The 26,410-nt window shown below is 59.3% G+C and carries 27 protein-coding genes; 13 read left to right on the top strand and 14 right to left on the bottom strand.

The window, feature by feature from the left end; translation table 11 throughout:
• Positions 1 to 64 precede the first annotated feature (64 nt).
• Genes thrC through AAE029_RS18985 form a run of 4 tightly spaced genes read left to right on the top strand, consistent with a single transcriptional unit; the run spans position 65 to position 6,353 of the window.
• Positions 65 to 1,465, top strand: a complete 1,401-nt coding sequence (gene thrC, locus AAE029_RS19000; protein WP_371074425.1) for a threonine synthase — start codon at positions 65 to 67, stop codon at positions 1,463 to 1,465.
• A gap of 16 nt (positions 1,466 to 1,481) precedes the next feature.
• Entirely contained in the window at positions 1,482 to 2,780 is a 1,299-nt protein-coding gene (locus tag AAE029_RS18995; RefSeq protein ID WP_371074424.1) for a M16 family metallopeptidase, read from the top strand.
• Positions 2,781 to 2,829: 49 nt separating this feature from the next.
• Positions 2,830 to 3,444 carry a GNAT family N-acetyltransferase gene (locus AAE029_RS18990; protein ID WP_371074423.1) on the top strand — a complete coding sequence of 205 codons (615 nt, stop codon included), beginning with the start codon at positions 2,830 to 2,832 and terminating at the stop codon, positions 3,442 to 3,444.
• Positions 3,441 to 6,353, top strand: a complete 2,913-nt coding sequence (locus AAE029_RS18985; protein ID WP_371074422.1) for an EAL domain-containing protein — start codon at positions 3,441 to 3,443, stop codon at positions 6,351 to 6,353. The genes AAE029_RS18990 and AAE029_RS18985 overlap by 4 nt, the downstream gene beginning before the upstream one ends.
• 24 nt (positions 6,354 to 6,377) lie before the next feature.
• Here the strand turns inward: AAE029_RS18985 and AAE029_RS18980 are convergent, their stop codons facing one another.
• Both AAE029_RS18980 and AAE029_RS18975 read right to left on the bottom strand, forming a co-directional pair.
• Entirely contained in the window at positions 6,378 to 7,436 is a 1,059-nt protein-coding gene (locus AAE029_RS18980; protein WP_371074421.1) for a putative zinc-binding metallopeptidase, read from the bottom strand.
• Positions 7,437 to 7,598: 162 nt separating this feature from the next.
• Complete coding sequence (locus AAE029_RS18975; protein WP_371074420.1) at positions 7,599 to 8,204, bottom strand: YqgE/AlgH family protein; 606 nt, start codon at positions 8,202 to 8,204, stop codon at positions 7,599 to 7,601.
• Positions 8,205 to 8,368: 164 nt separating this feature from the next.
• On the opposite strand from AAE029_RS18975, the gene AAE029_RS18970 reads away from it, so the two are divergent.
• From AAE029_RS18970 to AAE029_RS18950, 5 genes are all read left to right on the top strand, one after another.
• Entirely contained in the window at positions 8,369 to 9,205 is an 837-nt protein-coding gene (locus tag AAE029_RS18970) for a protein-disulfide reductase DsbD domain-containing protein (RefSeq protein ID WP_371074419.1), read from the top strand.
• A gap of 66 nt (positions 9,206 to 9,271) precedes the next feature.
• Positions 9,272 to 9,757 (top strand): peroxiredoxin, encoded by a 486-nt coding sequence (locus tag AAE029_RS18965; RefSeq protein WP_371074418.1) that lies wholly within the window; start codon positions 9,272 to 9,274, stop codon positions 9,755 to 9,757.
• 288 nt (positions 9,758 to 10,045) lie between these two features.
• Positions 10,046 to 10,804, top strand: a complete 759-nt coding sequence (locus tag AAE029_RS18960) for a metal ABC transporter ATP-binding protein (protein ID WP_371074417.1) — start codon at positions 10,046 to 10,048, stop codon at positions 10,802 to 10,804.
• Complete coding sequence (locus AAE029_RS18955) at positions 10,801 to 11,673, top strand: metal ABC transporter permease (protein WP_371074416.1); 873 nt, start codon at positions 10,801 to 10,803, stop codon at positions 11,671 to 11,673. The genes AAE029_RS18960 and AAE029_RS18955 overlap by 4 nt, the downstream gene beginning before the upstream one ends.
• Positions 11,674 to 11,687: 14 nt before the next feature.
• Complete coding sequence (locus AAE029_RS18950; protein ID WP_371074415.1) at positions 11,688 to 12,587, top strand: metal ABC transporter substrate-binding protein; 900 nt, start codon at positions 11,688 to 11,690, stop codon at positions 12,585 to 12,587.
• A gap of 46 nt (positions 12,588 to 12,633) precedes the next feature.
• Here AAE029_RS18950 and AAE029_RS18945 read toward each other — a convergent pair whose 3' ends face one another.
• The 6 genes from AAE029_RS18945 to AAE029_RS18920 all read right to left on the bottom strand — a co-directional run bounded on the left by AAE029_RS18945 (position 12,634) and on the right by AAE029_RS18920 (position 16,952).
• Positions 12,634 to 12,942: a Dabb family protein gene (locus AAE029_RS18945; RefSeq protein ID WP_371074414.1), complete on the bottom strand. Its 309-nt coding sequence runs from the start codon at positions 12,940 to 12,942 to the stop codon at positions 12,634 to 12,636.
• Positions 12,943 to 13,104: 162 nt separating this feature from the next.
• Positions 13,105 to 13,545 carry a ribonuclease HI gene (gene rnhA / locus AAE029_RS18940; protein WP_371074413.1) on the bottom strand — a complete coding sequence of 147 codons (441 nt, stop codon included), beginning with the start codon at positions 13,543 to 13,545 and terminating at the stop codon, positions 13,105 to 13,107.
• 2 nt (positions 13,546 to 13,547) lie between these two features.
• A complete protein-coding gene (locus tag AAE029_RS18935; RefSeq protein ID WP_371074412.1) occupies positions 13,548 to 14,510 on the bottom strand; it encodes a homoserine kinase in 963 nt (320 codons plus the stop codon).
• A gap of 219 nt (positions 14,511 to 14,729) precedes the next feature.
• Entirely contained in the window at positions 14,730 to 15,737 is a 1,008-nt protein-coding gene (gene ispH, locus AAE029_RS18930; protein ID WP_371074411.1) for a 4-hydroxy-3-methylbut-2-enyl diphosphate reductase, read from the bottom strand.
• Between the two features lie 89 nt (positions 15,738 to 15,826).
• Positions 15,827 to 16,600: an SURF1 family protein gene (locus AAE029_RS18925; protein WP_371074410.1), complete on the bottom strand. Its 774-nt coding sequence runs from the start codon at positions 16,598 to 16,600 to the stop codon at positions 15,827 to 15,829.
• Positions 16,569 to 16,952 (bottom strand): DUF983 domain-containing protein, encoded by a 384-nt coding sequence (locus AAE029_RS18920; RefSeq protein WP_371074409.1) that lies wholly within the window; start codon positions 16,950 to 16,952, stop codon positions 16,569 to 16,571. Before AAE029_RS18920 ends, AAE029_RS18925 begins: the two co-directional genes overlap by 32 nt.
• A 145-nt stretch (positions 16,953 to 17,097) precedes the next feature.
• Between AAE029_RS18920 and AAE029_RS18915 the strand changes: the two genes are divergently transcribed.
• Positions 17,098 to 17,739, top strand: coding sequence for a chloramphenicol phosphotransferase CPT family protein (locus tag AAE029_RS18915; RefSeq protein ID WP_371074408.1), 642 nt, complete (start codon positions 17,098 to 17,100; stop codon positions 17,737 to 17,739).
• 118 nt (positions 17,740 to 17,857) lie between these two features.
• Here AAE029_RS18915 and AAE029_RS18910 read toward each other — a convergent pair whose 3' ends face one another.
• From AAE029_RS18910 to coxB, 6 genes are all read right to left on the bottom strand, one after another.
• Complete coding sequence (locus tag AAE029_RS18910) at positions 17,858 to 18,736, bottom strand: cytochrome c oxidase subunit 3 (protein ID WP_371074407.1); 879 nt, start codon at positions 18,734 to 18,736, stop codon at positions 17,858 to 17,860.
• 62 nt (positions 18,737 to 18,798) lie between these two features.
• Complete coding sequence (locus AAE029_RS18905) at positions 18,799 to 19,401, bottom strand: cytochrome c oxidase assembly protein (protein WP_371074406.1); 603 nt, start codon at positions 19,399 to 19,401, stop codon at positions 18,799 to 18,801.
• 17 nt (positions 19,402 to 19,418) lie between these two features.
• Entirely contained in the window at positions 19,419 to 19,556 is a 138-nt protein-coding gene (locus AAE029_RS18900; RefSeq protein ID WP_371074405.1) for a hypothetical protein, read from the bottom strand.
• Positions 19,556 to 20,512, bottom strand: coding sequence for a heme o synthase (locus AAE029_RS18895; protein ID WP_371074404.1), 957 nt, complete (start codon positions 20,510 to 20,512; stop codon positions 19,556 to 19,558). The genes AAE029_RS18900 and AAE029_RS18895 overlap by 1 nt, the downstream gene beginning before the upstream one ends.
• 66 nt (positions 20,513 to 20,578) lie before the next feature.
• The gene (ctaD, locus tag AAE029_RS18890; RefSeq protein WP_371074403.1) at positions 20,579 to 22,276 is read right to left on the bottom strand and encodes a cytochrome c oxidase subunit I; all 1,698 of its coding nucleotides are present in this window, start codon (positions 22,274 to 22,276) and stop codon (positions 20,579 to 20,581) included.
• 17 nt (positions 22,277 to 22,293) lie between these two features.
• Positions 22,294 to 23,187 carry a cytochrome c oxidase subunit II gene (coxB, locus tag AAE029_RS18885; protein ID WP_371074402.1) on the bottom strand — a complete coding sequence of 298 codons (894 nt, stop codon included), beginning with the start codon at positions 23,185 to 23,187 and terminating at the stop codon, positions 22,294 to 22,296.
• 339 nt (positions 23,188 to 23,526) lie between these two features.
• Here coxB and AAE029_RS18880 point away from each other — a divergent pair, with 339 nt between their 5' ends.
• The 3 genes from AAE029_RS18880 to maiA all read left to right on the top strand — a co-directional run bounded on the left by AAE029_RS18880 (position 23,527) and on the right by maiA (position 26,395).
• A complete protein-coding gene (locus AAE029_RS18880; RefSeq protein WP_371074401.1) occupies positions 23,527 to 24,153 on the top strand; it encodes an invasion associated locus B family protein in 627 nt (208 codons plus the stop codon).
• Between the two features lie 62 nt (positions 24,154 to 24,215).
• Positions 24,216 to 25,631 (top strand): metalloprotease TldD, encoded by a 1,416-nt coding sequence (gene tldD, locus AAE029_RS18875; RefSeq protein WP_371074400.1) that lies wholly within the window; start codon positions 24,216 to 24,218, stop codon positions 25,629 to 25,631.
• A gap of 119 nt (positions 25,632 to 25,750) precedes the next feature.
• Positions 25,751 to 26,395, top strand: coding sequence for a maleylacetoacetate isomerase (gene maiA / locus AAE029_RS18870; protein ID WP_371074399.1), 645 nt, complete (start codon positions 25,751 to 25,753; stop codon positions 26,393 to 26,395).
• Positions 26,396 to 26,410: the final 15 nt, after the last annotated feature.

Below are 26,410 nucleotides of genomic sequence, written 5' to 3'. Positions count from 1 at the left end.
ATAGAATTCCGCATGCTTCACACCCGTCCCCTTCTTTTGGCCTATCGAAATCAAGGATAATACAGTGGACTATATCTCAACCCGTGGGGGAGCTCCCTCCCTTGGCTTTTGCGACGCGCTGCTGGCAGGGCTTGCGCGCGACGGCGGGCTCTATGTGCCGCGGGAATGGCCGAAATTCAAAAAGAAGGAGATCCGCGCGCTGCGCGGCAAGAGCTATGAAGAGGTTGCCTTCGCGGTGCTCCTTCCCTTCACCGGCGGCGAGATCCCAGCGGAAACCTTTCGCGAAATGATCACTGAAGCCTATGGCACCTTCCGGCATCCCGCGGTCGCACCGCTTGTGCAGACCGGTCCGAACAGCTTCGTCATGGAGCTCTTCCACGGTACGACGCTTGCCTTCAAAGACGTCGCCATGCAGCTCCTCGCTCGCATGATGGACTATGCACTGGCGCAGAGAGATCGGCGGGCGACGATCGTCGGAGCCACCTCCGGCGATACCGGCGGGGCGGCAATCGATGCCTTCGCGGGACGAGAGCGCACTGACGTCTTCATCCTCTTCCCGCATGGCAAGGTCTCGCCGGTGCAGCAGCGGCAGATGACGACATCGAAGGCCAAGAACGTCCATGCGTTGGCGATCAAGGGCAATTTCGACGACTGCCAAAACCTGGTGAAGGCCATGTTCAACGACGCGACTTTCCGTGACGGCGTCAATCTCTCGGGCGTCAATTCCATCAACTGGGCCCGTATCATGGCCCAGATCGTCTACTACTTCACGACTGCCGTCGCGCTCGGCGGACCGGATCGAAAGATCTCCTTCACCGTGCCGACCGGCAATTTCGGCGATATTTTTGCGGGCTATGCCGCCAAGCGCATGGGCCTTCCGATCGACAGGCTGGTGATCGCGACCAACGACAACGACATCCTCGCCCGGACGCTGAAAACCGGGCGCTACGATATGCGCGCCGTCAAGGCGACCACCTCGCCGTCGATGGATATCCAGATCTCCTCGAACTTCGAACGGCTGCTGTTCGAAGCCTATGATCGCGATGCCTCGAAGGTGCGAGCTGCCATGGAAAGTCTCAAGCAATCCAATGGCTTCGAAATTTCGGACGGAGCGCTGAAAACCATCAAGCGTGATTTCCGCGCCGGCCGCGCCACTGAGAAGCAGGTGGCCGCAACTATCAAGAAGACGCTTGCCGATACCGGCTATCTGATTGATCCGCACACCGCGACCGGCGTCTTCGTGGCGGAGAAGTACGAGAAGCCCGCAAGCCCCATGGTGACCCTCGCGACAGCCCATCCGGCAAAATTCCCCGCTGCGGTAAAATCCGCATGCGGTATTGACCCGGCGCTTCCGGCGTGGCTTGCTGACCTGATGGACAGGGAGGAGCGTTTCGATATCCTGGAACCGGAACTTAAAGCCGTTGAAACCTTTATCGGCAAACATGCCCGGGCGGCGGGACGATAGCGCAGAAAGACGAGCGATGACAGTTGAGTGCACCCGGCTAAAATCCGGGCTGACAGTGGTGACCCAGTCGATGCCGCATCTCGAAAGCGTTGCACTTGGGGTCTGGATCAAATCGGGTTCGCGTAACGAGACTGAGGCAGAGCACGGCATCGCCCATCTGCTCGAACACATGGCATTCAAGGGCACGCGACGGCGTAGCGCTCGCGAGATCGCCGAGGAAATCGAGAATGTCGGCGGTGAGGTCAATGCCGCCACATCCACCGAGACGACGTCCTATTATGCCCGCGTGCTCAAGGACCATGTGCCTCTGGCGGTCGATATTCTCGCCGATATTCTGACGGAGTCAGCCTTCGACGAAGACGAGCTTCAGCGCGAGAAGCAGGTTATCCTGCAGGAGATCAACGCCGCCAACGATACGCCGGACGATGTCGTCTTCGACAAGTTTTCCGAGGTCGCCTATCGCGGCCAAACACTCGGCCGGCCGATCCTCGGCACGCCGGAAACCGTGCTGAGCTTCAGCTCGGACGAGATCCGCAGTTACCTTGGCCGCAACTACACGACCGATCGGATGTTCATCGTGGCAGCCGGTGCCGTTGAGCACGAGAGCTTCGTCCGCCAGGTGGAAGAACGCTTTGCAGGGCTGCCGACCACTCCGGCTACTCCCTTGGTCGTCGAGCCGGCGCGCTATATCGGCGGCAATATCCGCGAGCCTCGTGATCTCATGGACGCACAGATCCTGCTGGGCTTCGAGGGCCGCGCCTATCACGCACGCGACTTCTACTGTTCGCAGATCCTCGCCAATATCCTCGGTGGCGGCATGTCCTCGCGCCTATTCCAGGAGGTCCGCGAGTTTCGCGGCCTCTGTTATTCGGTCTATGCCTTCCATTGGGGCTTTTCCGATACCGGCATTTTCGGGATCCATGCCGCAACGGGTGGCGAGAACCTTCCGGAACTCGTCCCCGTCATCATCAACGAGTTGCACAAGACCGCCGGGGATATCGGACAGCAGGAAATCGAGCGCGCACGTGCGCAGATCCGAGCGCAGCTTCTGATGGGACAGGAAAGCCCTGCCGCCCGCGCCGGCCAGATCGCCAGGCAGATGATGCTCTACGGCCGTCCCATCTCCAACCAGGAGATGATGGAACGGCTGGAAAGCATTACGATCGAACGACTGACCGATCTTTCCAGCCGTCTGTTCTTCGATACGGTGCCTACACTGTCGGCCATCGGGCCGCTTGAACAATTGGCGCCCATGGAAGATATCATTGCATCCCTGTCAATGCCGGCGGCAAACCCCATACAGGCGAGCCGCTGACGCAGCAATCAGTCCGGACCTGGCGGGCCGGACCTCCCGGGGGTAATGGATGCCAAAATCGGTTTTTCGGTTCCTGTCACGGCAGCCGGACACCATAGAGATAGAAAACGCGACCTACCTGCTTCGGCTGCCCCGGTATTCGGACTTCAATCAATGGCACAGGCTGCGTGCTGAAAGCCGCCTTTTCCTGGAACCTTGGGAGCCGACATGGCGCCGTGACGAATTGACGGAGGGCTCATTTCGCGCCCGCGTGATTCGAGCCAAGCAGGAATACGCTTCCGGACAGGCCGTCCCTCTTTTCCTGTTTCTTAAGGAAAATTCCACCCTGCTCGGTGGGCTTACCATCGGCTATATCCGCCGCGGTGCGGCGCAAAGCTGCATGATCGGCTACTGGATGGGCGAGCGTCATGCCGGCAAGGGTCATATGTTCGCCGCACTTCAATTGGTTATACCGTACATCTTTTCCGGACTTGAGTTGCACCGTATTGAAGCAGCCTGTATTCCGGATAATGAACGGAGTATGCGCCTGCTTGAAAAAGCCGGGTTTCAGAAGGAAGGCTATTTGCGCGGATATTTGAAAATCAACGGCCAGTGGCGCGATCATGTGATGTTTTCCCGCTTGGTCACGGACGCTGACACGAGCAGGAAAACCGACAGCAGATGACCAAAGACCGTATGCTGCCTCTGTCGCCGGCGAGCCGTTTGATCGCGGTGATGGCAGCCGTTTTCATATCCGTCATCGCCTTGATGGCCGGCAGCGCCCAGGCGGCAGAGCCGGTGAAGATTTCCCGCGACGATACCGCCCTCGACCTGACGGCCACGACTGAAATCTATGCCAATCAGGGGGAAGCCTTCCAGGTCTCGACGGCGGCCGGCGCCGATGGCATCCGCCGCCGCATCGAAGTACGCTCCAGCTCCGAGAACCATCAGGGCGACTGGGCCGTCTTCGCGCTCGCCAATGTTTCGGAAGAACAGCTCGAGCGCGTCATCGTCGCACCGCATTTTCGCCTCGTGAATTCCAAGCTCTTCTGGCCGGACCTTGGCTCGCAGCGCATCATCGCGATCACGCCGAGCGAAGGTTTCGCGCTCGATCGGCAACCAAGTGACGAGGCCGATATCTTCCGCATCACGCTCAATCCCGGTTCCGTCATCACCTTCGTCGCCGAACTTTCCTCGCCGGAGCTGCCGCAGATCTATCTTTGGGAGCCGAACGCCTACAAGGACACCGTCAACGCGTTCACGCTCTATCGCGGCATCGTACTCGGCATCGCCGGCCTGCTTGCCGTGTTCCTGACCATTCTCTTCGTCGTCAAGGGCACATCCATGCTCCCGGCGACAGCCGCACTCGCCTGGGCCGTGCTCGGCTACATCTGCGTCGATTTCGGCTTTCTCGAAAAACTGATCAGCATTACATCGAGCGACCAGCGAATATGGCGTGCCTGCGCCGAGGTGGCGCTGGCATCGAGTCTAGTCATATTTCTGTTCACCTATCTCAATCTCAACCGATGGCATGCGCATCTGGGCTATGTCACGCTCGCCTGGGTCCTAGGACTGACGCTGCTCTTCGGCGTGGCGATCTATGATCCGTCGATCGCTTCGGGCATCGCCCGGCTGTCCTTCGCGCTGACAGCTACGGCCGGCATCCTGCTTATCATCTATCTCGGCTTCAACCGCTATGACCGGGCAATCCTGCTGGTGCCCGCCTGGGCATTGATCCTCGTCTGGCTGTTCGGCGCCTGGCTGACGGTGACCGGCAAGCTCGACAACGATATCATACAGCCGGCGCTCGGCGGCGGTCTCGTCCTGATCGTGCTCCTCATCGGCTTTACGGTGATGCAGCACGCTTTTGCCGGAGGCGCCTTCCAGCAGGGTCTTTTTTCCGATCTCGAACGGCAATCGCTGGCGTTGACGGGCTCGGGCGACACCGTCTGGGATTGGGACGTGGCGCGCGACCGCGTCGTCACCATACCCGATATCTCGCTGAAGCTCGGTCTTTCACCCGGCACGATGCATGGCGCGGCCCGCAACTGGCTGCCGCGGCTGCATCCTGATGACCGCGACCGCTTCCGCGCCACACTCGACGTCCTGCTCGAGCACCGGCGCGGTCGCCTGAGCCACGAGTTCCGCGTTCGCGCCGAGGACGGACACTTTCACTGGCTTTCGATCCGCGCGCGGCCGGTGCTGGGATCCAACGGCGAGATCATCCGCTGCGTCGGTACGATCGTCGATGTCACCGAGCAGAAGAATTCAGTCGAAAGACTCCTGCACGATGCTCTGAACGACAATCTCACCGGCCTTCCCAACCGGCAGGTCTTCCTCGATCGCCTGCAGGCGGTTCTCGCGCTCGCCCCCAGCGGCGACATCGTCCGCCCAACCGTGATGGTGATCGATATCGACCGCTACAAGCTAGTCAACGATTCCCTCGGCGTGGCAGCAGGCGACAATATCCTGATTGCGCTGACGCGGCGCCTGCGGCGCCTGCTCAAGCCCCAGGATACGCTGGCGCGGCTTTCCGGCGACCAGTTCGGCCTCATTCTCGTTTCCGAGCGCGATCCGGCAAAGGTCGCCGACTTTGCCGATGCCGTCAGCAAGGCGATCATGGTACCGCTCACTTTCGCCAATCGCGAGATCATCCTGACGGCATCGATCGGCCTTGCCTCCTGGGTGGACCAGCAGGAAAGCGCTTCCAGCCTGCTCGGCGATGCGGAGCTCGCCATGTATCGGGCAAAACGCGCCGGCGGCAACCGGGTCGAACCCTTCCAGCCGGCCTTCCGCAATTTCGGCACCGATCGGCTGCAGCTCGAATCCGATCTGCGCCGGGCGCTCGAACGCAGAGAGCTGTCGCTCGTCTATCAGCCGATCGCAAGGCTGGAGGATGTCGAGATTGCCGGCTTCGAGGCACTGATGCGCTGGGAGCATCCCAAGCGTGGCAATATTCCGCCTTCGGAATTCATTCCGATCGCGGAGGCTTCCGACATCATCGGCCCGCTAGGCATGTTCGCGCTCGAACAGGCAACCAGCGATCTCATGTCCTGGCAGAACCAGACGGGCGAACTGCCGATCTTCGTGTCGATCAACCTGTCGAGCGTGCAGCTTCTCAATAACGAGCTCTATGACGATGTCCGCTCGCTGCTTGCCAAGACCCATTGCGATCCAAGCCATCTCAAGCTTGAACTCACGGAATCCATGGTTATGGAGAATCCGGAGCAAGCGCGTCTTGTGCTCGGCAAGCTGAAGGAGGCGGGGCTGGGCCTGGCACTTGACGATTTCGGTACCGGCTATTCGTCGCTCGCCTATCTGACACGCTTCCCCTTCGATACGATCAAGCTGGACAAGGCACTGGTTCGCGACACCAGCGACAAGAAAGCGACCGTGCTGCGTTCCGTGATCTCGATGGCACGGGAGCTGGACATGAAGGTCGTCGCGGAGGGAATCGAGACCGACGAGGACGCCGTCGAACTTGCAAAGATGGGCTGCAGCTACGGTCAGAGCTTCATCTTCGGCCCACCGATGGGATCGGATTCGGTCCTGCGGTTGCTGAAGGAACGCTTTCCGTTGACCAAGCGCGCATAACAGTGCGCTACAACTCAAGCAGGGTCATGCGGATGCTATCAGGCCATGCAGGTATTCCAGCTTGGCGATCACCGGCGGCGACAGGATAAAGGGATAGGAATCGGACTGTCCCATGCTGCGCTGAATGGAGTTGATCGCGACGCTCAGCGGAATCCACGCGCTGACGAGTTGATTCGCGCTTCTGGCCCTATAGGGATTGAAATCCACCCCGGCCGCCATCTCCTCATGCCCACGCGGATCAATGGTCATGCCAAAGGAGCGCGCCGTCTCTAACGCGTCGACGATATGGAGATAGTGGGCAAAGCATTCGGCGAAGTCTTCCCAGGGATGCGCGCTAGCATAGGAGCTGATGAAGCTTTCCTGCCAGTTAAGCGGGGGACCGTTATCGTAGTGGCATTGAAGTGCCGCTCCATAATCTTGCCGCTCGTCACCGAAGACGGCGCGGAACGGCTCGAACTGGTTGCGATCACGCACGAGCTTGTTCCAGATGAAATGACCACTCTCATGCCTGAAGTGACCGAGCAGGGTGCGGTAGGGTTCGTTCATGGAGGCTCGGGCCTGCTCTCGTGTGACGTCGTCCGCCTCGGCCGCGCGAATGGCGATCAGACCCTCCTCATGACCGGTCATCGCCGGGACCAGGTTGCCGTCGCTTGTCACTTCATCTTCCAAGAAATCAAAAACGAGTCCTCCCTCGGGATCTTCCTTACGGGTCGGATGTGGAAGATTCCACCGCAACAGAGAATAGAAGAGATGCCGCTGTGCCTGGCTGATGCGGCGCCAGCGATTGACGCCCTCTTCCGTCGCCGTGTTCGGAACCAGGCGGTTATGGCGACAGGCGATGCAGAAGTCATCCGGATCTTCCGCGGCGACGAGCCAGTTGCAGATGTCGAGCCCTGCATTGGCGCAGAAACGAACGTCGCCGCCCGCTTCGGCAACGAGCCGCCAGCCATTGCCGCCTTCGGGCACAAGAGCGCGCATGGCGATGAGTTCCGGCAGGAAGCCGAGCCGATGGCCGCATCGGACGCATTGCCGGTTATCGAAATGGATCGTCTGGTCGCAATGGTCGCAAGCAAAGAGCCTCATCCGATGCCCTTTCAACGAGAGCGAAATACCGAAAAGTGTGTGCGGTTTTCGGCCGAAAATCCCGCTCTAACTGGTTGATGTGAAAAAGGCCCGCTGCAGGAAGCAGTGGGCCTTCCAAAACTCACACAACACCTGTCGGTTCCGCCGACAGCGTCCTCAGCCTCACGCGTGGCCAGCGTCCGGCGACAGCATTGAGGGCGTAACACCCATCGAGGCCAGCACCCGATCATACTTGCCTTCGAGACTCCGATCGAAGATCAGCTCCTCGTTGGCGGGGCAATTGAGCCAGCCATTGTTGGCGATCTCGCTTTCAAGCTGTCCAGCCGACCAGCCGACATAGCCGAGCAGCATAGTTGCCCGCTTCGGTCCGCCGCCCTGCGAGATCGCGCGCACGATATCGAGCGTGGCGGTCAGGCAGATGTCGTCGCTGACGGGAATGCTGGAGTCACTGACATAGTCATCCGAATGCAGCACGAAGCCGCGCCCGCTCTCGACCGGGCCGCCGGTCTGTATGGGGAAATCGCGGGCATACTTCGGCAACAGGATGGCATCGTCCCGCTTGATCATCTCCAGATGCAACAGAACATCGGTAAAGGTGAGTTCCTGCGGCCGGTTGATTACGAAACCCATGGCGCCAGCGCCGGAATGCGCGCAGACATAGATGACGGTGCGTGCAAAATTGCTGTCGGCGATGCATGGCATGGCGATCAGAAACTGGCCGTCAAGGAAGCCACGTTCACGCCTGTTCTTCAGAGTCGATAAGGACATCGTTCCTCCTGACTGCCGGTGCACGGCGGATCGTTCCCGCAAGGAAAGATCACGCCCCGACAAGAGAAAGATGGGGCAATGTCACAAATCAATCAACTGGAAATGATCATTTATCTATCAAGCGTTCTGGCCTACGCTCGCCCTATTGGGTAAATCATTGTTCCATGATGATAATTTTTCGCACCGCGCGCCCGCTTTTACTCTGCGCCGCCTTGCTCGGCGGCCTCTTCGGATCGCTTTGGCCAGCAAACGCCGGCATGACGCCGTGGGTTTCGGGCGAAGGCGGACGCATGCGCCTCGTGGCGCTGAACCCCGACGCGACCGGCAGAATCAAGGCGGCGCTGCAGATCGAGCCTAAGCCCGGTTGGATCACCTATTGGCGTGAACCGGGAAACAGCGGCATCCCGCCGCAAGTCACCGTGACGGGAAGCGACATCAGGCTCGAGCGCGTTGACTATCCGGTGCCCAAAATTCTTTCGGATGGCAAGGTTGAGGACATTGGCTATGACGCGCCGGTGGCGCTGCCGCTCACTTTCATTGCGACGGAGCCCAGCAAACCGGCAAAGATCGAGGCGACAGCCTTTATCGGCATCTGCAAGGATATCTGCATTCCTTTCCAGGCGGAGTTTTCCCTGACGCTTGCTCCGGTCTCACAGAGCCTCCCCGAGGAAGAAACCATCCTGCAATCCGCCGCCGCGTTACCGGAATCACCGTCTATCGACTTTGCCGTGCGGGGACACCAGTTATCTTCCGACGGCAAGCAGTTGTCCCTACAGCTGACGGTGCCGGAAAGTGGATCCGCCCTGCCCGAGGTCATCGTGACCGGCCCGAGCGGACATGTCTTCTTCAAACAGGAAAACGGCAGGCGTGACGGCAAGCTGTTCGAAACGAACATTGCAATCGGCAAGCTGCCGAAAAACTATGACATCCACGGAAAGACATGGGGCCTTGTCGTCATCGACGGCAAGCGCGCCATGGAAACGACCCTTGCCTTTGACTAGGCCCATTCTATAGTCGAGCTTAAAGCGGCGGTTCTGCCGCCCATCCAGCGCCATGAGGAGAAGCCCATGACCATCGCAATCGGCGATAAACTGCCTGCTGCCACCTTCAAAGAAAAGACTGCCGACGGCCCGGTCGAAATCAGCACGGATCAGCTTTTCAAGGGCAAGCGTGTCGTGCTCTTTGCCGTTCCCGGCGCCTTTACGCCGACCTGCTCGCTGAACCATCTGCCAGGTTATCTCGAAAACCGCGATGCGATCCTCGCCAAAGGTGTCGATGATATTGCGGTGCTTGCCGTCAACGACTGGCACGTCATGGGCGCATGGGCGCAGTCTTCCGGCGGTATCGGCAAAATTCACTTCCTCGCCGACTGGGACGGCGCTTTCACCAAGGCCGTCGGGCTTGAGGTCGACCTTTCCGCCGGCGGTCTCGGGCTGCGCTCCAAGCGCTATTCGATGCTGGTCGAGGACGGTGTCGTGCGGTCGCTGAACGTAGAGGAAACGCCCGGTCAGGCAACGGTTTCCGGCGCGGCCGCGATGATCGAGCAGCTCTGACGTCAATCCCGACCTTCGAAAAAGCGTCACGCAGGCGGCGGGGTCACCCTCGCCGCCTTTTTCATTGTCTGCTTCGGCGGTAACGTTCGCCACCTTTTTGCCGTAATTGTTACTTTATAACATTTTTGTTACGTTATTACATTAATAGATCGAAAGATACGCTATGCCACCCGGTCGCGATTCCTCTGCTTTCTCTCTGATGGGGCAATCCGCTCCTGCCCGACTTCTTCTCTCAGCGATCCTCATTGGTTTGTTGTGGGTGGCCATCTCCTGGGCTGTGCTGCTGCCATGACCATCCCGCTCATCCGCTTGACCGATTTGACCGTCTCCTATGACCGGCGCCCGGCCATCCACAACATATCCGGAGCTTTCCTTCCCGGCAGCCTGACCGCCATCGCCGGACCAAACGGTGCGGGGAAATCGACTCTATTGAAGGCGCTCATGGACGAGTTGCAGCCGGCCAGCGGCTGCATTGCCAGACATAATCTGGCACGTGCGGATTTCGGCTATTTGCCGCAGGCCGCCGAGATCAACCGCCGTTTTCCGATCTCGGTTGCCGACTGCGTTACGCTTGGCGCATGGAAAAATATCGGAGCCTTTGGCAGCGTCTCCCGCAAGGATCGTCAGAGGGTGCATGAGGTGCTGGCACTCGTCGGCCTCGAAGGTTTCGAGCGGCGACACATCGGCTCGTTGTCGGCGGGCCAGTTCCAGCGCGTGCTGTTTGCCCGGCTGTTGCTGCAGGATGCATGTGTCATCCTCCTCGACGAACCGTTCACGGCGATCGATGCCCGAACCGTAAGCGATCTCTTCGGCATCATAGCGCGCTGGCACGACGACGGCCGCACCGTGATCGCCGTGCTGCACGACTTTGACCAGGTACGGGCGCACTTCCCGCACACGCTGCTGCTCGCACGCGAACTCATCGGCTGGGGCCGGACAGCGGACGTCCTGTCGTCCGCCAATCTGCGGCAGGCGCGCGCCATGGCCGAGACATGGGATGAGGATGCGGCCGTTTGCCTGCCAGAGAAGAAGGTTCCTGCGGCATGACCGCCTATGACATCTTTCTCGCTCCTGTCGTCGATTACGGGTTCATGCGCCGGGCGCTGGTCGCCTGCCTCTGCCTGGGGCTTGGTTCCGGCCCCATCGGCGTTTTCCTGATGTTGCGGCGGATGAGCCTCATGGGTGATGCCATGAGCCATGCGGTGCTGCCGGGTGCGGCCGTCGGCTATCTCGTCACCGGTTCGCTGTCGCTGACGGCGATGGGGCTTGGCGGAATGGTGGCCGGGCTTTCCGTGGCGCTTCTTTCCGGTGTCGTCAGTCGCACGACGGTCCTGCAGGAGGATGCCAGTTTTGCCAGCTTCTATCTCACCTCTCTGGCGCTCGGAGTCCTGATCGTCTCGCTGCACGGCTCCAATATCGACCTGCTGCACGTCCTGTTCGGCACCATCCTGGCGATCGACGCGTCCGCACTATTCCAGATCGGAGCAATCACCTCCGTGACGCTTGCCGTGCTTGCGATCATCTATCGGCCGCTGGTGACTGAATGCTTCGATCCTGGATTCCTGCGCGCCGTCGGCGGGCGCGGCCCGATCTATCATTTCCTGTTCCTGCTCCTGGTGGTGCTCAATCTTGTCGCCAGTTTCCAGGCGCTCGGAACGCTGATGGCAGTCGGCCTGATGATGATGCCAGCCGCAATATCACATCTGTGGTCGCGCAATCTGCCGGCGATGATCGCAATTGCAGCCGGTAGCGCCGCCATCTCCGGCTATGTCGGCCTCATCGCCTCCTACCATCTCGAATTCGCCTCCGGGCCGACGATCATCATGACAGCCGCCCTGATCTATTGCCTCTCCATTTTCATCGCACCGTCCGGCATCGCCTGGCGTTTCTTTCCCCGCCCGCATCTTGCGGGCTAAACACGGAGACTTCCATGTACCATCCGAGACTTCTGCTATCGGCAGCCCTGCCCGCACTGCTCGCCTTCTCGTCCGTTCCTGCCTCCGCCGAAACGCTTGATGTCGTCGCCTCCTTCACCGTGCTCGCCGATGTCGTCAAGCAGGTCGGCGGCGATCATGTGAAGGTGACGAGCCTCGTCGGTCCGAATGGCGACCCCCATGAATTCGAGCCGTCGCCGGCAGATGCCAAGAACCTCAACGCCGCAAGGGTCGCCTTCGTCAGCGGCGAAGGTCTGGAAGGCTGGATGGACCGGCTGATCAGCGCATCCGGCTACAAAGGCAAGCCGGTTGTCGTTTCCGAGGGCGTCAATACCCGGACGATGGAAGAAGACGGTGAAACGGTCACCGATCCGCACGTCTGGAATAGCCCGGTCAATGTCAAGATCTGGGTCGCCAATATCGAGAAAGCGCTTTCGGCTGCCGATCCCGCCGATACTGCCGCATTCAAGGCCAATGCCGAGCGCTACACCAGGACCTTGACCGAGCTCGATACCTATGCACATTCAAAATTTGACGCAGTCGCGGATGATCGCCGCAAGATCCTGACCAGCCACGACGCCTTTGGCTATTTCGGCCGTGAATACGGTATCACGTTCCTCTCGCCTATCGGCGTATCGACGGAAGCGGAAGCTTCAGCCGCCGACGTTTCCAAACTGATCGAGCAGATCAAGTCGGAGCATGTGAAAACCTATTTCTTCGAAAATTCCAACGACCCGCGCCTGGTCAAGCAAGTCGCGGAGGCAACCGGCGCTGAACCGGGCGGCGAGCTCTATGTCGAGTCGCTCTCCGATACGGAAGGACCGGCGCCGACCTACGAGAAGATGTTCCGCTACAATGTCGATCAGCTCTCTTCGGCCATGACGAAATCGAGCTGAACCTTCCATCGAAGGAAGGGCCGCGATCGGGCGGCCCTTGCGAAGGTCAGATCTTCAGATCGAAGACGAGAAGCCCGGCAAGCCCTCCATCCGTCAGCGACACAAGGCGCTCGCCGACGGCCACATGCGCAGGATTGACAAGATAGGCATCCCTTGCATCAGGACTTTCGAAAGTGACTGCAAAACCGTCGACGAAGCCGCCATGCAGTCCTTCAGGCGAAATGTTCGGTCCGAATTTCACATCGAGAATGCCGGAAATGACCTGCTTCAACGCGGCGACAGCCTCGAAGACGGACTGCTTTTCCGCCTGGGTCACAGCGGCCTTGAACCGCAGAAAGACGCAATGCAGAATCATTCGCAAGATCTCCCTCTCGTGTTTTGCCGCAGAATAGAGGGAAAGCAGCCGAGAGCAAGTGCACTCGCTGCATAGCTTGCATCTGATTTGCAACAGGGTTCTGCAGTGCCGTGCGTCATTCCAGACGCACAAAGGTCGTTGTGGCCCGTGAGGGAATGTGCCTTACCGCTTCTTGAACGGCTCCATGCCCTTACGGGCGAGCTCGTCGGCGCGTTCGTTCTCCGGATGGCCGGCATGCCCCTTGATCCAATGCAATGTAACCTTATGCTTGTTGCGCGCCTCCTCAAGCGCCTGCCAGAGTTCGGCGTTCTTGACCGGTTTTTTGTCCGCCGTTTTCCAGCCGTTTTTCTTCCAGCCGAAGATCCATTTTGAAATGCCGTCCTTCACGTAATTGCTGTCGGTATAAAGATCCACCTCACAGGGCTCCTTCAGGGCCCCTAGAGCTGAGATCGCGGCCATCAGCTCCATCCGGTTGTTGGTGGTCAGCGCCTCGCCGCCGAACATTTCCTTCTCCACATCGCCGTAGCGCAGAATTGCACCCCAGCCACCGGGTCCGGGATTGCCGGAGCAGGCGCCGTCCGTGAAAATCTCGACATGCTTCATGGCTAGGCAAGTCCATATTCGGCAGCGGACGAAACCAACCGGTGAAAACGCAGTTTGCGCAGATACTCAAGCGGATCCTTCTTCGTAACCATCGCGCCGTCCGGCGTCGTCAGCCAGTCGTAGAGTCGCGTGAGGAAGAAGCGCAGGGCTGAGCCGCGGGAAAGAACGGGCAGCGCCGCAATTTCGGCTCCGCTGAGCGGGCGAACGCTCTGATAGCCTTCGAGCAAGGCCATGCCCTTGGTAATGTTGTAAGCGCCGTCCTTCTCGAAGCACCAGGCGTTCAGGCAGACAGAGACGTCATAGGCAAGCAGATCGTTGCAGGCGAAGTAAAAGTCGATGAGACCGGAAAGCTGGTCGCCCAGGAAGAAGACATTGTCCGGGAAAAGATCGGCATGGATGACGCCATCCGGCAACTCCTTCGGCCAGTTGGCCGAGAGAAATTTCAGTTCGTTGCGGATTTCGTCCTGGAGCCCCTTCTCGACCTCGTCGGCGCGAGCCTCGGACTTATCCCAAAGCCCCTGCCAGCCTTCCAGCGAAAGCGCGTTCGGCCGCTTGATCTTGAAACCTTCGGCCGCAACGTGCATCTGGGCCAGCGCCTTGCCGACCTCACGGCAATGCTTGGCCTCAGGCTTCCTCAGCCACATGCCTTCAAGGAAGGAGATCAGCGCCGCCGGCCGACCGGAAAGTGTCCCGAGCAGCGAGCCGTCACGACGCGGCAGCGGCAGCGGGCAGGACAATCCACGCGAGGCGAGATGCTGCATCAGGCCCAGGAAAAACGGCAGATCCCCCTTTTCGACACGCTTCTCATAGAGTGTCAGGATCAGCGGATTCTTCGATGTGTGCAGCAGGAAATTCGAGTTTTCGACGCCTTCGGCGATGCCCTTGTAGGAAAGCAGTGTCCCCACATCATATTCCGTCAGAAACCATCTCAAATCATCTTCGGTAATATCGGTATAAACTGCCACGTATCGGTCCCGTTCCAAACCTTTGATTGACGCGTGATCCCATCCTGAAAACCGTTTCGCACTTTTCGGGATCATTCTCTAAGTTCAGTCCACGCATGATCTTGTCCGAAAACCGTTTCACACTTTTCGGGATCATGCGTTATGTCCAGCCCAAGCATGATCTTATCTGAAAACCGCTACGCACTTTTCAGGATCATGCCTTGACGCATCGGCGATGTGTTACTCCCCGTTGACGAATGCCATGTCGGCCGCCGTGAGCTCGATGCTGCGCAGCTCGCGGTTGACGAGGAAATTTTCCGTCTCGCGAACGGTCTCCGCCAGTTCCACGCGTGCATCGAAACGGGCGCGAAAAGCCTCGATGATCTCGTTGACGATGACTTCCGGAGCAGAGGCACCCGCAGAGAGGCCAAGCGTCGAAATGTTGCCGATCGCGTCCCAGTCGAGCTCCGAAGCCCGCTGCACGAGGAGCGACTTTTTCGCCCCCGACCTCAAGGCGACTTCGACCAGACGTTTCGAATTCGATGAATTCGGTGCACCGACGATGATGAAAAGGTCGCAGCCGGGAGCCGCGTCCTTCACAACCTCCTGACGGTTTGTCGTCGCATAGCAGATGGAATCGGCTGCCGGGGCCGCCAGCCCGGGAAACCGCTCCTGAAGGCGAGCGATGACGCCAGCGGTATCGTCCACCGAAAGCGTCGTTTGCGTGACATAGCCAAGATTTTCCGGATCAACGGGCTCGTAGGCGTCCACGTCCTCCACCGTCTCGATCAGCGAAACCGAACCTTCCGGCAATTGCCCCATTGTTCCGATCACTTCCGGATGACCGGCATGGCCGATCAGGATGACATGACGGCCGAGACGATTGTGGCGCATGGCCTGTTTGTGGACCTTCGAGACCAGCGGACAGGTAGCGTCGAGATAAAAGAGGTTGCGTGCGGTGGCGTCCTGCGGCACGGATTTCGGCACGCCGTGAGCGGAAAAGACCACCGGCTGAGCGCGGTGCTCGGCCGGGATTTCGTCGAGCTCCTCAACGAAGACGGCGCCCTTGGCTTCCAGTCCCTCGACGACATAGCGATTATGAACGATCTCGTGGCGCACATAGACGGGGGCACCATAGGCCTTCAAGGCAAGCACGACGATCTGGATGGCGCGGTCTACGCCGGCGCAGAAGCCGCGCGGCCCGCAGAGCCTGATTGTCAGTGGTGGCTTGGATACCGCTATGTTCATCTCTTTTCCGATTTGCAGAATTGCCGAGGAGGACAGCGTAATGCACTGCCGGTTCCTCTAGCCGAATATGGGGACGAATTGAAGCAAATCTATTTCTCTGCCCGACGCGCACGCAGAACCGATATCGTCACGATAACGACAAGCACGGCCGCCAACCCGTACCAGGTCAAGGCGTATTGCAGATGATTATTGGGCAGATCGACCTCGGTAACGCCACCAATCGGCATGCCCTTGGGGTTTGGCTTGGCATCGGCATCGACGAAGAACGGTATAACCTTCGCCTGGTCGAGACCGACGCTCATTGCCATGACGTCCAGATCTTTCCAATAGAAGATGTTCTTAGCCAGATCGTTGTCCGGCACGAGGAAGGACGGCTTTGCCGCAAGCTTTGCCCGGGCCAGGCCGCTAACCGTCTGTTGGCCGGTCAGTTGTCCCTGCTTGCGCATTTCAGGCTCTTTGTTCTCATAGGGAACGAAGCCGCGGTTGACGAAGAGATAGCGTCCATCATTGAGCTGGAGCGGCGTATAGATGTAATAGCCGGTCCTGCCGTGATAGGTGGCAAAGAAGTGCCGCTCCTTATTGTTGATGTAACGGCCGGACGCCGTAACGGTGCGATATTCGATGTCACCACCGCTTGCGGCGATGGCTTCGATGTCGGCAAGCGGCACTGCAGCCGCCGCACGCCGCTCGGCAATATCGGCGAGCAGTCCCTCTTTCCAGTATAGGCGCTCTACCTGCCAGGTTCCGAGCGAGAGGAGAATAGCGAGTGCCACCACCACAGCTACTGCGGTGACGATGAACCGACCGCGCCGTGAGGCCGGCTCCTGTGCGTCAATCACTTTCAAGACGTCCTTCACGGGCATTGTTGCGATATTGAAGCGCGATCAGGATACCTTTGCACCAGCGCAGGGTCAGAAGCGAAAGGACGATCGTCAGCGGTGCGAAGAGAAGGATGTGCACCCAGATCGGCGGCGAATAATTCACCTCCAGCCAGAGAACCATGCCGATGACGACAAAGCCCACGATGAGGATGACGAAGACAGCCGGCCCATCGCCCGAGTCAGCGAAGGAGTAATCGAGGCCGCAATTGGCGCAACGCTGCCTGACCGACAGCATGCCGTCGAACAGGCGGCCCTGGCCGCAACGCGGGCAACAACCCTTCAGTCCCGTTTTTACCGGATCAACCGGCGGAAATTGTGCGCTGCCTTCGCTCATTACGTTCCTTTGCATACAGTCGATGCTTTTTGCGCTTTTTCAATCCTGCCTTAACTCTCCCATAAATTATTCGCAGGACGAAGGGAAACCCCAAAACCTGTGCGATTTCGTCCCAGCGATTCGCGCCAACAAAAGAAGAAAACTGATGAACGACAAAAGCTATGCCGGACAGGTCATTATTCTCAATGGGGCGCCTCGATCCGGCAAATCCACTATCGCCAAGATCATCCAGGAGAAGTTCGAGGGCCCATGGATGAATATCGGCGTCGACACCTACAATGCGATGACGCCGGAGCGCTATCTTCCCGGCATTGGTCTTCGTCCGGGCGGGGAGCGGCCCGATCTGGAGGACTTGGTATTATACTTCTATGCGTCACTCTATGAATCGATCGCGATACACGCCAATTTCGGCCTAAATGTCGTTGCCGATCTCGGCCATCACGACTCCTATTCGCAGCCGCTCGGCATTCTCGCCGACTGTGCCAGACGGCTTGCCGGACTGCCGGTGCTTTTCGTTGGCGTGCGCTGCCCGATCGATGTCATCATGCAGCGTCGCGAGATCGAGCAAGCGGGACGCGAGGGGCTCTACGCAAAGGCAACTGTCGATGTTCCCCTTCCCGAGCCGGTTCTGCGCTGGCAGGATGAGGTTCACAAACCAGGCATCTACGACCTGGAGATCGATACTTCCGTTCTGACGCCACTCGAATGTGTCGAGGTTATTCACGATCGGCTGGAGCGGGGGATACCGCAACCCTCGGCCTTCGAGAGGATCGCAGGTCAACGGTAGAGGCCGCTCGGCGCTGCGCGCGTCCAATCGGACGCGTATTCTTACTTTGAATCGACGAACCCGTTAAAGCAAAAACGGGCGCCATTGGCGCCCGTTTTTGATTTTCTGTCTCCAGCTGTCAGCCGGCGGCGACGGGAGCGCCCCAACCACCCCAGACGTAGATGCAGAAGAAGAGGAACAGCCAGACGACGTCGACGAAGTGCCAGTACCAGGCCGCGGCTTCGAAGCCGAAATGCTGCTTTGGCGTGAAATCACCGCGGATCGCGCGGATCAGGCAGACGAGCAGGAAGATCGTTCCGATCAGCACGTGGAAGCCATGGAAGCCGGTCGCCATGAAGAAGGTCGCGCCGTAGATCGAGTTCCGGAACTCGAAAGGAGCGTGCGCATACTCATAGGCCTGCACGCTCGAGAAGAGCACACCCAGCAAAACGGTAATCGTCAGGCCCTGCACCAGTCCCCTGCGGTCGCCATGCAGCAGCGCATGGTGCGCCCAGGTGACGGTCGTGCCGGAAAGCAGCAGGATGACAGTGTTGTAGATCGGCAGGTGCCAGGGATCGAGAACCTCGATACCCTTCGGCGGCCATTGGCCACCGGTGAAGGCAAGACGTGACGCCTGGATCGCTTCGTTGGGGAACAGGCTGGCGTCGAAATAGGCCCAGAACCAGGCAACGAAGAACATCACCTCGGAGGCGATGAACATGATCATGCCGTAGCGAAGATGCAACGACACCACGCGGGTATGGGCACCCTCGTGCGCCTCCTTGATCGTATCGGCCCACCAGCCGTACATGACATAGAAGATTATTGCGAGGCCAACGAAGAAGAGCCAAGGATGCGCCCATTCAAGACCGAGCAGCTTTAGCGAGCCGCCATTGAGATAACGCATGAAGCCGACACCACCAAAGGTGATGATGAATGCGCCAAGGGAAGCCAGTATTGGCCACGGGCTTGGGTCGATGATGTGGTAGTCGTGATTCTTCTGATGAGCATCGGCCATGTCAACAAATCCCCGAATGTCTTCCTTCATTCCGCTGCCGGCGCAGCCGGAACAGATCTCGATCAAAGTTTCTTTTCAAGTCCCGACGTTGCATTCCCATTCGAAGCCACAGGCTTCGTTCCCTCATGCGGATAGAACGTGTAGGATAGCGTTATTGTGTGGATATTCTTCGATTCGACGGCCTTGGTGATGTCCGGATCGATGTAGAATACTACCGGCATATCCAGCTTCTCGCCGGGCTTTAGAACCGTCTCATTGAAGCAGAAGCACTGCACCTTGTTGAAATAGGCGCCCGCCTCACCTGGCGTCACGTTAAAGATCGCCTGGCCGCGCGTCGGCTTGTCGGAATTGTTTTGCGCGACAAAACGAACCTCGATCGTCTCGCCGATCCGCGGATTGACTTCGCGCTCAACCGGCTTGAATTCCCAGGGCAATCCGGGCGCAACATTGGCGTCAAAGGTTACGCGCATCGTGCGGTCGAGAATGACACTCGATGCCTGCTCGACCCGCTGGGTCGTGCCGTTATAGCCCGTCAATTGGCAGAACATCCGATAAAGCGGGACGGCCGCATAGCTCATCGCGCCCATGCCGACGGCAAAGCTCAGGCACATGAGGACGACCAAGCCATTGTTTCGGCCGGCTTTCTGCTTCGCTACGTTCTCCACCCCCGACACCTCCTGCCTCACCCCTGTCCGACACCGAACTTAACCAGCGTGATGGCATAGAACAGAACGACGAGCCCGGCCAGGGCGAGACCGAGCGCGACATTGCGGTTGCGCCGCGATTTCTTTTGGGCTTCCGTCAGCTTCACGAGTTCCATCAGGCAACACCCCCAACGAGATAAACCAGCGCGGCAGCGAGCCGATCGAGCATCAGGGCGGAGAAGACGGCGAAGAGATAGACGATCGAAAAGCCGAAAAGCTTCTTCGCCGGAACCATCTTCGCGTCGCCATCCGGCATGCGCCAGACGGCGATGGAACAGTAGATCAAGACGACCCCAAGCGCCGCGGCAACAAAACCATAGGCGATGCTGGCGAAACCGAGAACCGACGGGACCACGGCACTGATCGCCGTCAACGCAGCATAGGCCACGATCTGATGTTTCGTCACCCGCTCGCCGGAGACGTTCGGCAGCATGGGAACGCCGACGGCCTCATAGTCGCGCATCTTGAAGAGCGCGAGGGCCCAGAAGTGCGCCGGCGTCCATAGGAAAATGATCAGAAAGAGAACAACGCTTTCGATCGTCACCGTCCCGGTCACGCAGGCCCAGCCGATCATCGGCGGGAAGGCGCCGGCAGCACCGCCTATCACGATATTCTGCGGTGTCGAGCGCTTCAGCCACATCGTGTAGATCACGACATAGAAGAAGATAGTGAAAGCGAGGATAGAGGCTGCGACCCAGTTTACGGCAAGGCCGAGGATCGTGACCGAGAAACAGGAGAGTACGAGACCGAAGGCCAGCGCTTCCGAAGGCGCGATGCGGCCGGCAGGGATCGGCCGGCGGGCCGTGCGGCTCATGATGGCGTCGATGTCCGCGTCATACCACATGTTCAGTGCGCCCGACGCACCCGCGCCGACGGCAATACAGAGAATGGCGATGAGGCCGAGAACGGGATTGATGTGCCCCGGCGCCAGTATCAGACCGGCAAAGGCGGTAAAAACGACGAGCGACATGACGCGCGGCTTCAAGAGCTCGAAATAATCACGTGCACTCGCTTCCGACAGGCGCATATCGCCATCGTCCGCTAGTATCTCGTGATTGTCCATAACCGTCATTGGCCCGTCCTGTACTTCTTATGGCCGGATGCCGCACTTCCTGCGGCATCCGGAGATTTCAGTGTCTTACCGAATGCGTGGGAGCTGTTCCCACTGATGGTAAGGCGGCGGCGAAGGAAGCTGCCATTCGAGAGTAGTCGCACCCTCACCCCATGGATTGGCGCCGGCAATACGCTTCCTGGCGAAGGCCTCGAAGACGCCGAAGAGGAAGATCAGCACGCCAACGCCGGAGATATAGGAGCCGACCGAGGATACGAAATTCCAGCCGGCAAAGGCATCCGGATAGTCGATGTAACGGCGCGGCATGCCGGCAAGCCCGAGGAAATGCTGCGGGAAAAACACCAGGTTGACGCCGATGAACATGACCCAGAAGTGCAGCTTGCCAATGAACTCGTTGTACATGTAGCCGGTCATCTTCGGGAACCAGTAGTACCAGGCGGCGAAGATCGCAAAGACGGCGCCAAGCGACAGAACGTAGTGGAAGTGCGCCACAACGTAATAGGTGTCGTGCAGCGAGCGGTCGAGACCGGCATTGGCGAGCTGAACGCCCGTGACGCCGCCGACGGTGAACAGGAAGATGAAGCCGATCGCCCAGATCATCGGCGTGCGGAAACTGATCGAACCGCCCCACATCGTCGCAATCCAGGAGAAGATCTTCACGCCCGTCGGGACGGCGATGACCATCGTGGCGAAGACGAAGTAGCGCTGCGCGTCGAGCGACAGGCCGACCGTGTACATGTGATGCGCCCAGACGACGAAACCGACCGCGCCGATCGCGACCATGGCGTAGGCCATGCCGAGATAGCCGAAAACCGGCTTTCTCGAAAAGGTCGCGACGATGTGGCTGATGATGCCGAAACCGGGCAGGATCAGGATGTAGACTTCCGGGTGACCGAAGAACCAGAAGAGGTGCTGGTAAAGGATCGGGTCACCGCCGCCTTCCGGCGCGAAGAAGGACGTGCCGAAGTTACGGTCTGTCAGAAGCATGGTGATGCCGCCCGCCAGAACCGGCAGCGACAGCAGCAGCAGGAAGGCGGTGATCAGAACGGCCCAGGCGAAGAGCGGCATCTTGTGCAGCGTCATGCCGGGGGCGCGCATGTTCAGGATCGTCGTGATGAAGTTGATCGCGCCGAGGATCGACGAAGCGCCCGCAATATGCAGCGAGAAGATCGCAAGATCGACCGAGGCGCCTGGATGACCGACCGTCGACAGCGGCGGATAGAGCGTCCAGCCGCCGCCTGCGCCGTAAGCGCCGGCGGGGCCTTCGACGAACAGCGAAAGCAAGAGCAGAAGGATGGCCGGAACGAGCAGCCAGAAGGAAATGTTGTTCAGACGCGGGAAAGCCATGTCCGGAGCGCCGATCATGATCGGAACCATCCAGTTGGCAAAACCGCCGATCATGGCCGGCATGACCATGAAGAAGATCATGATGAGCGCGTGAGCGGTGGTGAAGACGTTGAACATATGCTTCGCGCCGTCGATCGCAGCATCGCCCTCATAGCCGTAGACCATCGAGGCCAGGCCATGGAAGATCTGGATGCCGGGCTCCTGCAGCTCCATGCGCATGGCGACGGAGAGCGCGCCGCCGATGATGCCGGCAATGATCGCGAAGATCAGGTAAAGCGTGCCGATGTCCTTGTGGTTGGTCGAGAAGAACCAACGATTGACGAAGCTCGGCTTGTGATCGTGGTGGTGGGCGTCATGCGCATGTGCGTCATGGGCCTGAAGATCATGCGAATGATCGTGAGCGGAAGGTCCAGCCATTGTCCCGATCCCCTTGCTTACTGTGCGACGTTTTCAGCGACATCGACGTCCTTGGCGGGACGATCGGTAGCAGCCATGAGAGTCTTGTATGCCCCGGGAAGATCCGTGGCGGCGGCGGCAAGCCACTGCTTATACTTGTCCTCGGAGACGACACGGATCGCGATCGGCATGAAGGCATGATCCTTGCCGCAGAGCTCGGAACACTGGCCGTAGAAGAGCCCTTCGCGCTCAGCCTTGAACCAGGTCTCATTCAGACGACCCGGAACGGCATCGATCTTGATGCCGAATGACGGCATTGCAAAAGCATGAATGACGTCGGTCGGGGCGGCGGTCACGAGAACCCGCACCGTCTTGTTGACTGGAAGGATCATTTCATTGTCGACAGCCAGGAGGCGCGGATAGACCGACCGGTCTTCCTTTCCGGCGGCGGCGCGATCCTGGTCCTTGAGCAGATAGGAGTCGAAGGCGACCGGCGTTTCGCCCGAGCCCTCGTATTCATAATTCCATTGCCACTGCGTCGCCGTTGCCTTGACAGTGACATCCGGATTTTCGGGAAGCGTGAGCTGCGCAGTCAAAAGATTGAAGGAGGGAATTGCAAGCATCAGCAGAACGAGAACGGGACCAACGGTCCAGGCGACCTCGATCAAGGTGTTGTGGCTCGTCCTCGACGGCACCGGATTGGCGCTTGCCCGGAACTTGACCGCGACGATGACGAGGAGAAGGAGCACGAAAAGCGTGATCGGAACGATGAACCAGAGCGTATATTGCTCGAACCAGCGGATTTCCCGCATGATCGGCGTGGCGGCTGGCTGCAATGTCGCCTGCCACGGCAGCGGCTGATCGGCAAAACTGCCGGAAGCAAAAAGCAGACAGACCAGCGCGGTCAGAGCTGCAAAAGCCTTGTTAATCACGATGTGTCTCCCTCGGGCGCTTGATCCAGATCAAAACCAAAGCGCAGAATCCCTACTATCCTCAGCGCTTCAAACCACAGTTTGGTGTCCGCCGCAACAGGCGAGCGCGATTGTCTGTGCGGCATTTTTGCACAAATACAATCTCAAATTCAGCGGGAAACATTTCAAGCTTTTCATCATCATAGGAAAATAGCGGCTTCCGTTCGATCCGTTCCTTTCGACAAACTTCGCCGCAAGTCCTATTTCCGCCGTACTCGGGTTGGAATTCCCGTCGGGGCTTTTCATTTTTCCGCGCGGGCTTCAACAATAGCAGCACTGATTCGAATTCTAGAGGTTCTCATGGGTTTTCGTTCCCTTGCACGGTCGTATCTTCTGGCTGCAGGCGTCATGTCTGCCCTGGCCGCCCCCGTGTGTGCCCAGCAGCCCACGCCGCAACCCAGACCCACACCGCAGACGCCGGCTCCCCAGACACCAACTCAGCAAGCACCCGCTCCCCAGGCGCCGGCCGGTCCCCAGGGATCCACGCAGCCGCAGCAGCCGGGCACCGTGAAATCAAACCACGGCGCCTGGTCTGTGATCTGCGACAAGCCACCGGGCGCTTCAACCGAGCAATGCGCGCTGATGCAGAATGTCATCGCAGAAGACCGTCCCGAGGTTGGCCTTTCGGTGGTCGTACTGAAGACGGCCGACCGCAAGTCCAAAATTCTGCGCGTGCTTGCTCCCCTCGGCGTGCTTCTGCCAAACGGCCTCGGCCTGAACGTGGACGGCAAGGACATCGGCCGGGCCTATTTTGTCCGTTGTTTTTCCGACGGTTGCTATGCTGAAGTTGTGCTTGAGGATGAACTCCTGAAAACACTGCGCAGCGGCACCCAGGCGACCTTCATCGTGTTCCAGACACCGGAGGAAGGTATTGGCATCCCCGTCGACCTCAAGGGTTTCGCGGACGGTTATGACGCCCTGCCGTAAAAGGCAGGGCTTGCTCTGACGACCGGACGGACCTACATCCGTCTGGAACGGAGCACACTATCATGACCACCGACCTTCTGACCCTTTTCGACGCCGATGAGACGCGGATGCGCGCCCTTGTGGCCGAAGCGCTTTCCGGCGCCGACGATGGGGAGCTCTTCATAGAGCATGTTCAGGCCGAATCCCTGATGTTCGACAATGGCCGTCTCAAGGGCGGAAGCTTCAACACGGAGCAGGGTTTCGGATTGCGTGCGGTTGCCGGCGAAGCCGTCGGCTATGCGCATGCCGGTGAGCTGTCGATTGCTGCCTTGCGTCGGGCGGCCGACGCCGTCGGTGCCGTGACGGGCGGCTATTCAGGCAATTATGCCGCCGCTCCCCAGAGAACCAACAAGAGGCTCTACGGCGACGACAATCCGATCGGCTCACCGAGTTTTGAGGAGAAGGTGAAGCTGCTTCAGGACATCGATGCCTATCTGCGAAGCAAGGATGACAAAGTTCGCCAAGTCACGGCCTCCGTGGCGGCGAACTGGCAGGTGGTGGATATCCTGCGCGCCGACGGCCATCGTGTTCGCGACATCCGGCCGATGACGCGCATTAACATCGCCGTGGTGGTCGGCGAAGGCGATCGGCAGGAATCGGGCTCCTTCGGAACCGGTGGACGCATCGGCTTTGGCGATTTCATCATGCAGGACAGTTGGCAACGTGGTGCTGACGAGGCGCTTCGCCAAGCGCTCGTCAATCTGGAAGCGATCGACGCGCCCGCAGGCACGATGGATGTCGTGCTCGGTTCGGGCTGGCCGGGCGTAATGCTGCACGAGGCGGTCGGCCACGGGCTCGAAGGCGATTTCAACCGCAAGAAGACATCCGCCTTCGCCGGGCTGATGGGTCAGATGGTCGCCGCTCCGGGAGTTACCGTCGTCGACGACGGCACGATCGACAACCGCCGCGGTTCGATCACCATCGACGACGAAGGAACGCCTTCCGCCTACAACGTGCTGATCGAAAACGGCAAGCTCGTAGGCTATATGCAGGACCGGCAGAATGCCCGGCTGATGGGCATGGCGCCGACCGGTAACGGCCGGCGGCAGGGCTATGCGCATGTTCCGATGCCGCGTATGACCAATACCTATATGCTCGGCGGCGACAAGACGCCGGAAGAGATCATCGCCTCGGTCAAGAAAGGCATCTACGCCGTCTCCTTCGGTGGCGGACAGGTGGATATCACCTCCGGAAAGTTCGTCTTTGGCTGTACCGAAGCCTATATGATCGAGAACGGCAAGATCGGAGTGCCGATCAAGGGCGCTATGCTGATCGGGAATGGTCCGGATGCGATGAAGCGCGTTTCGATGGTCGGCAACGATATGAAGCTCGATACCGGCATCGGCAATTGCGGCAAAGGCGGCCAATGGGTACCGGTCGGCGTCGGCCAGCCACATCTGAGAATGGATCAGCTAACTGTCGGCGGCACGAAAGCATGAGATAGCGGTCGCCGACAGGGCCGTGCGTCACATAAAACGCAAAAAGGTCGCTGTAGCACTTTGAATTGCTGCATGGTTTTATCCTTGAACCGGAACCATGCAGCAGCAAAGGATCTGCAATGCGCCTTATCTCGCGTTGGCAAAACTCGGCAGGAGAGCGTGTCCGCATTGCGCTCAATCTCAAGGGGATTTCCTATACCTATGTTCCTTCGGGCTCACTTGAGCCGGGCGAGCTCAAGCGCCTCAACCCGCAGGGGCTCTTGCCGGCTCTCGACCTCGGAGGGCAGATCGTTGCCCAGTCCGCAGCCATTCTTGACTATATCGAGGAAACCTATCCCGAACCGAGCCTTTTGCCGCACGATCCTACACTTCGTGCCCAAGCAAGAGCCTTTGCCGCACACATCGCCTCGGAAATGCACTCCATTACGGTCCAGCGAGTGCGCCAGTTTCTCAGAACCGACATGAACGCCGATGACGCAGCCATCGGCCGATGGGTGATCCATTGGCTGACGCTTGGGTTCAAGGCGCTCGAGGAAACATTGGCAAGACGCGGGTTCCATTCACCATTTTGCTTCGGCGATAATCCGGGTTGGGCCGAGCTGCATCTTGTTCCGCAAATGAGCAATGGCCGTCGCCTCGGCTGCGATCTGTCGAACTATCCACTGCTTCTTTCGGTTGAAGAGCGCTGCACCGCGCTTGAGGCCTTCCGCCTCGCGAGGCCGGAGGCTCAACCGGACTTTCCGGATTTGGAAAGCCGGGCATAGAGCGGTTCAGCTTTT

Source organism: Sinorhizobium sp. CB7 (assembly GCF_041357635.1).
Classification (GTDB): Bacteria; Pseudomonadota; Alphaproteobacteria; order Rhizobiales; family Rhizobiaceae; genus Rhizobium.
The sequence above is the reverse complement of the archived record's forward strand: the minus strand, read 5'-3'. Positions and strand labels throughout refer to the sequence as shown.

Coding starts and splice junctions, on each gene's coding strand:
- AAE029_RS18965 (WP_371074418.1), top strand. CDS start 9,272: ATGACCATCGCAATCGGCGATAAACTGCCTGCTGCCACCTTCAAAGAA.
- AAE029_RS18970 (WP_371074419.1), top strand. CDS start 8,369: ATGATGATAATTTTTCGCACCGCGCGCCCGCTTTTACTCTGCGCCGCC.
- AAE029_RS18910 (WP_371074407.1), bottom strand. CDS start 18,736: ATGGCCGATGCTCATCAGAAGAATCACGACTACCACATCATCGACCCA.
- AAE029_RS18915 (WP_371074408.1), top strand. CDS start 17,098: ATGAACGACAAAAGCTATGCCGGACAGGTCATTATTCTCAATGGGGCG.
- AAE029_RS18975 (WP_371074420.1), bottom strand. CDS start 8,204: ATGTCCTTATCGACTCTGAAGAACAGGCGTGAACGTGGCTTCCTTGAC.
- AAE029_RS18980 (WP_371074421.1), bottom strand. CDS start 7,436: ATGAGGCTCTTTGCTTGCGACCATTGCGACCAGACGATCCATTTCGAT.
- AAE029_RS18900 (WP_371074405.1), bottom strand. CDS start 19,556: ATGGAACTCGTGAAGCTGACGGAAGCCCAAAAGAAATCGCGGCGCAAC.
- AAE029_RS18920 (WP_371074409.1), bottom strand. CDS start 16,952: ATGAGCGAAGGCAGCGCACAATTTCCGCCGGTTGATCCGGTAAAAACG.
- ctaD (WP_371074403.1), bottom strand. CDS start 22,276: ATGGCTGGACCTTCCGCTCACGATCATTCGCATGATCTTCAGGCCCAT.
- AAE029_RS18950 (WP_371074415.1), top strand. CDS start 11,688: ATGTACCATCCGAGACTTCTGCTATCGGCAGCCCTGCCCGCACTGCTC.
- AAE029_RS18955 (WP_371074416.1), top strand. CDS start 10,801: ATGACCGCCTATGACATCTTTCTCGCTCCTGTCGTCGATTACGGGTTC.
- maiA (WP_371074399.1), top strand. CDS start 25,751: ATGCGCCTTATCTCGCGTTGGCAAAACTCGGCAGGAGAGCGTGTCCGC.
- ispH (WP_371074411.1), bottom strand. CDS start 15,737: ATGAACATAGCGGTATCCAAGCCACCACTGACAATCAGGCTCTGCGGG.
- rnhA (WP_371074413.1), bottom strand. CDS start 13,545: ATGAAGCATGTCGAGATTTTCACGGACGGCGCCTGCTCCGGCAATCCC.
- AAE029_RS18880 (WP_371074401.1), top strand. CDS start 23,527: ATGGGTTTTCGTTCCCTTGCACGGTCGTATCTTCTGGCTGCAGGCGTC.
- AAE029_RS18945 (WP_371074414.1), bottom strand. CDS start 12,942: ATGATTCTGCATTGCGTCTTTCTGCGGTTCAAGGCCGCTGTGACCCAG.
- AAE029_RS18895 (WP_371074404.1), bottom strand. CDS start 20,512: ATGACGGTTATGGACAATCACGAGATACTAGCGGACGATGGCGATATG.
- AAE029_RS18995 (WP_371074424.1), top strand. CDS start 1,482: ATGACAGTTGAGTGCACCCGGCTAAAATCCGGGCTGACAGTGGTGACC.
- AAE029_RS18990 (WP_371074423.1), top strand. CDS start 2,830: ATGCCAAAATCGGTTTTTCGGTTCCTGTCACGGCAGCCGGACACCATA.
- AAE029_RS18985 (WP_371074422.1), top strand. CDS start 3,441: ATGACCAAAGACCGTATGCTGCCTCTGTCGCCGGCGAGCCGTTTGATC.
- AAE029_RS18960 (WP_371074417.1), top strand. CDS start 10,046: ATGACCATCCCGCTCATCCGCTTGACCGATTTGACCGTCTCCTATGAC.
- tldD (WP_371074400.1), top strand. CDS start 24,216: ATGACCACCGACCTTCTGACCCTTTTCGACGCCGATGAGACGCGGATG.
- AAE029_RS18925 (WP_371074410.1), bottom strand. CDS start 16,600: ATGCCCGTGAAGGACGTCTTGAAAGTGATTGACGCACAGGAGCCGGCC.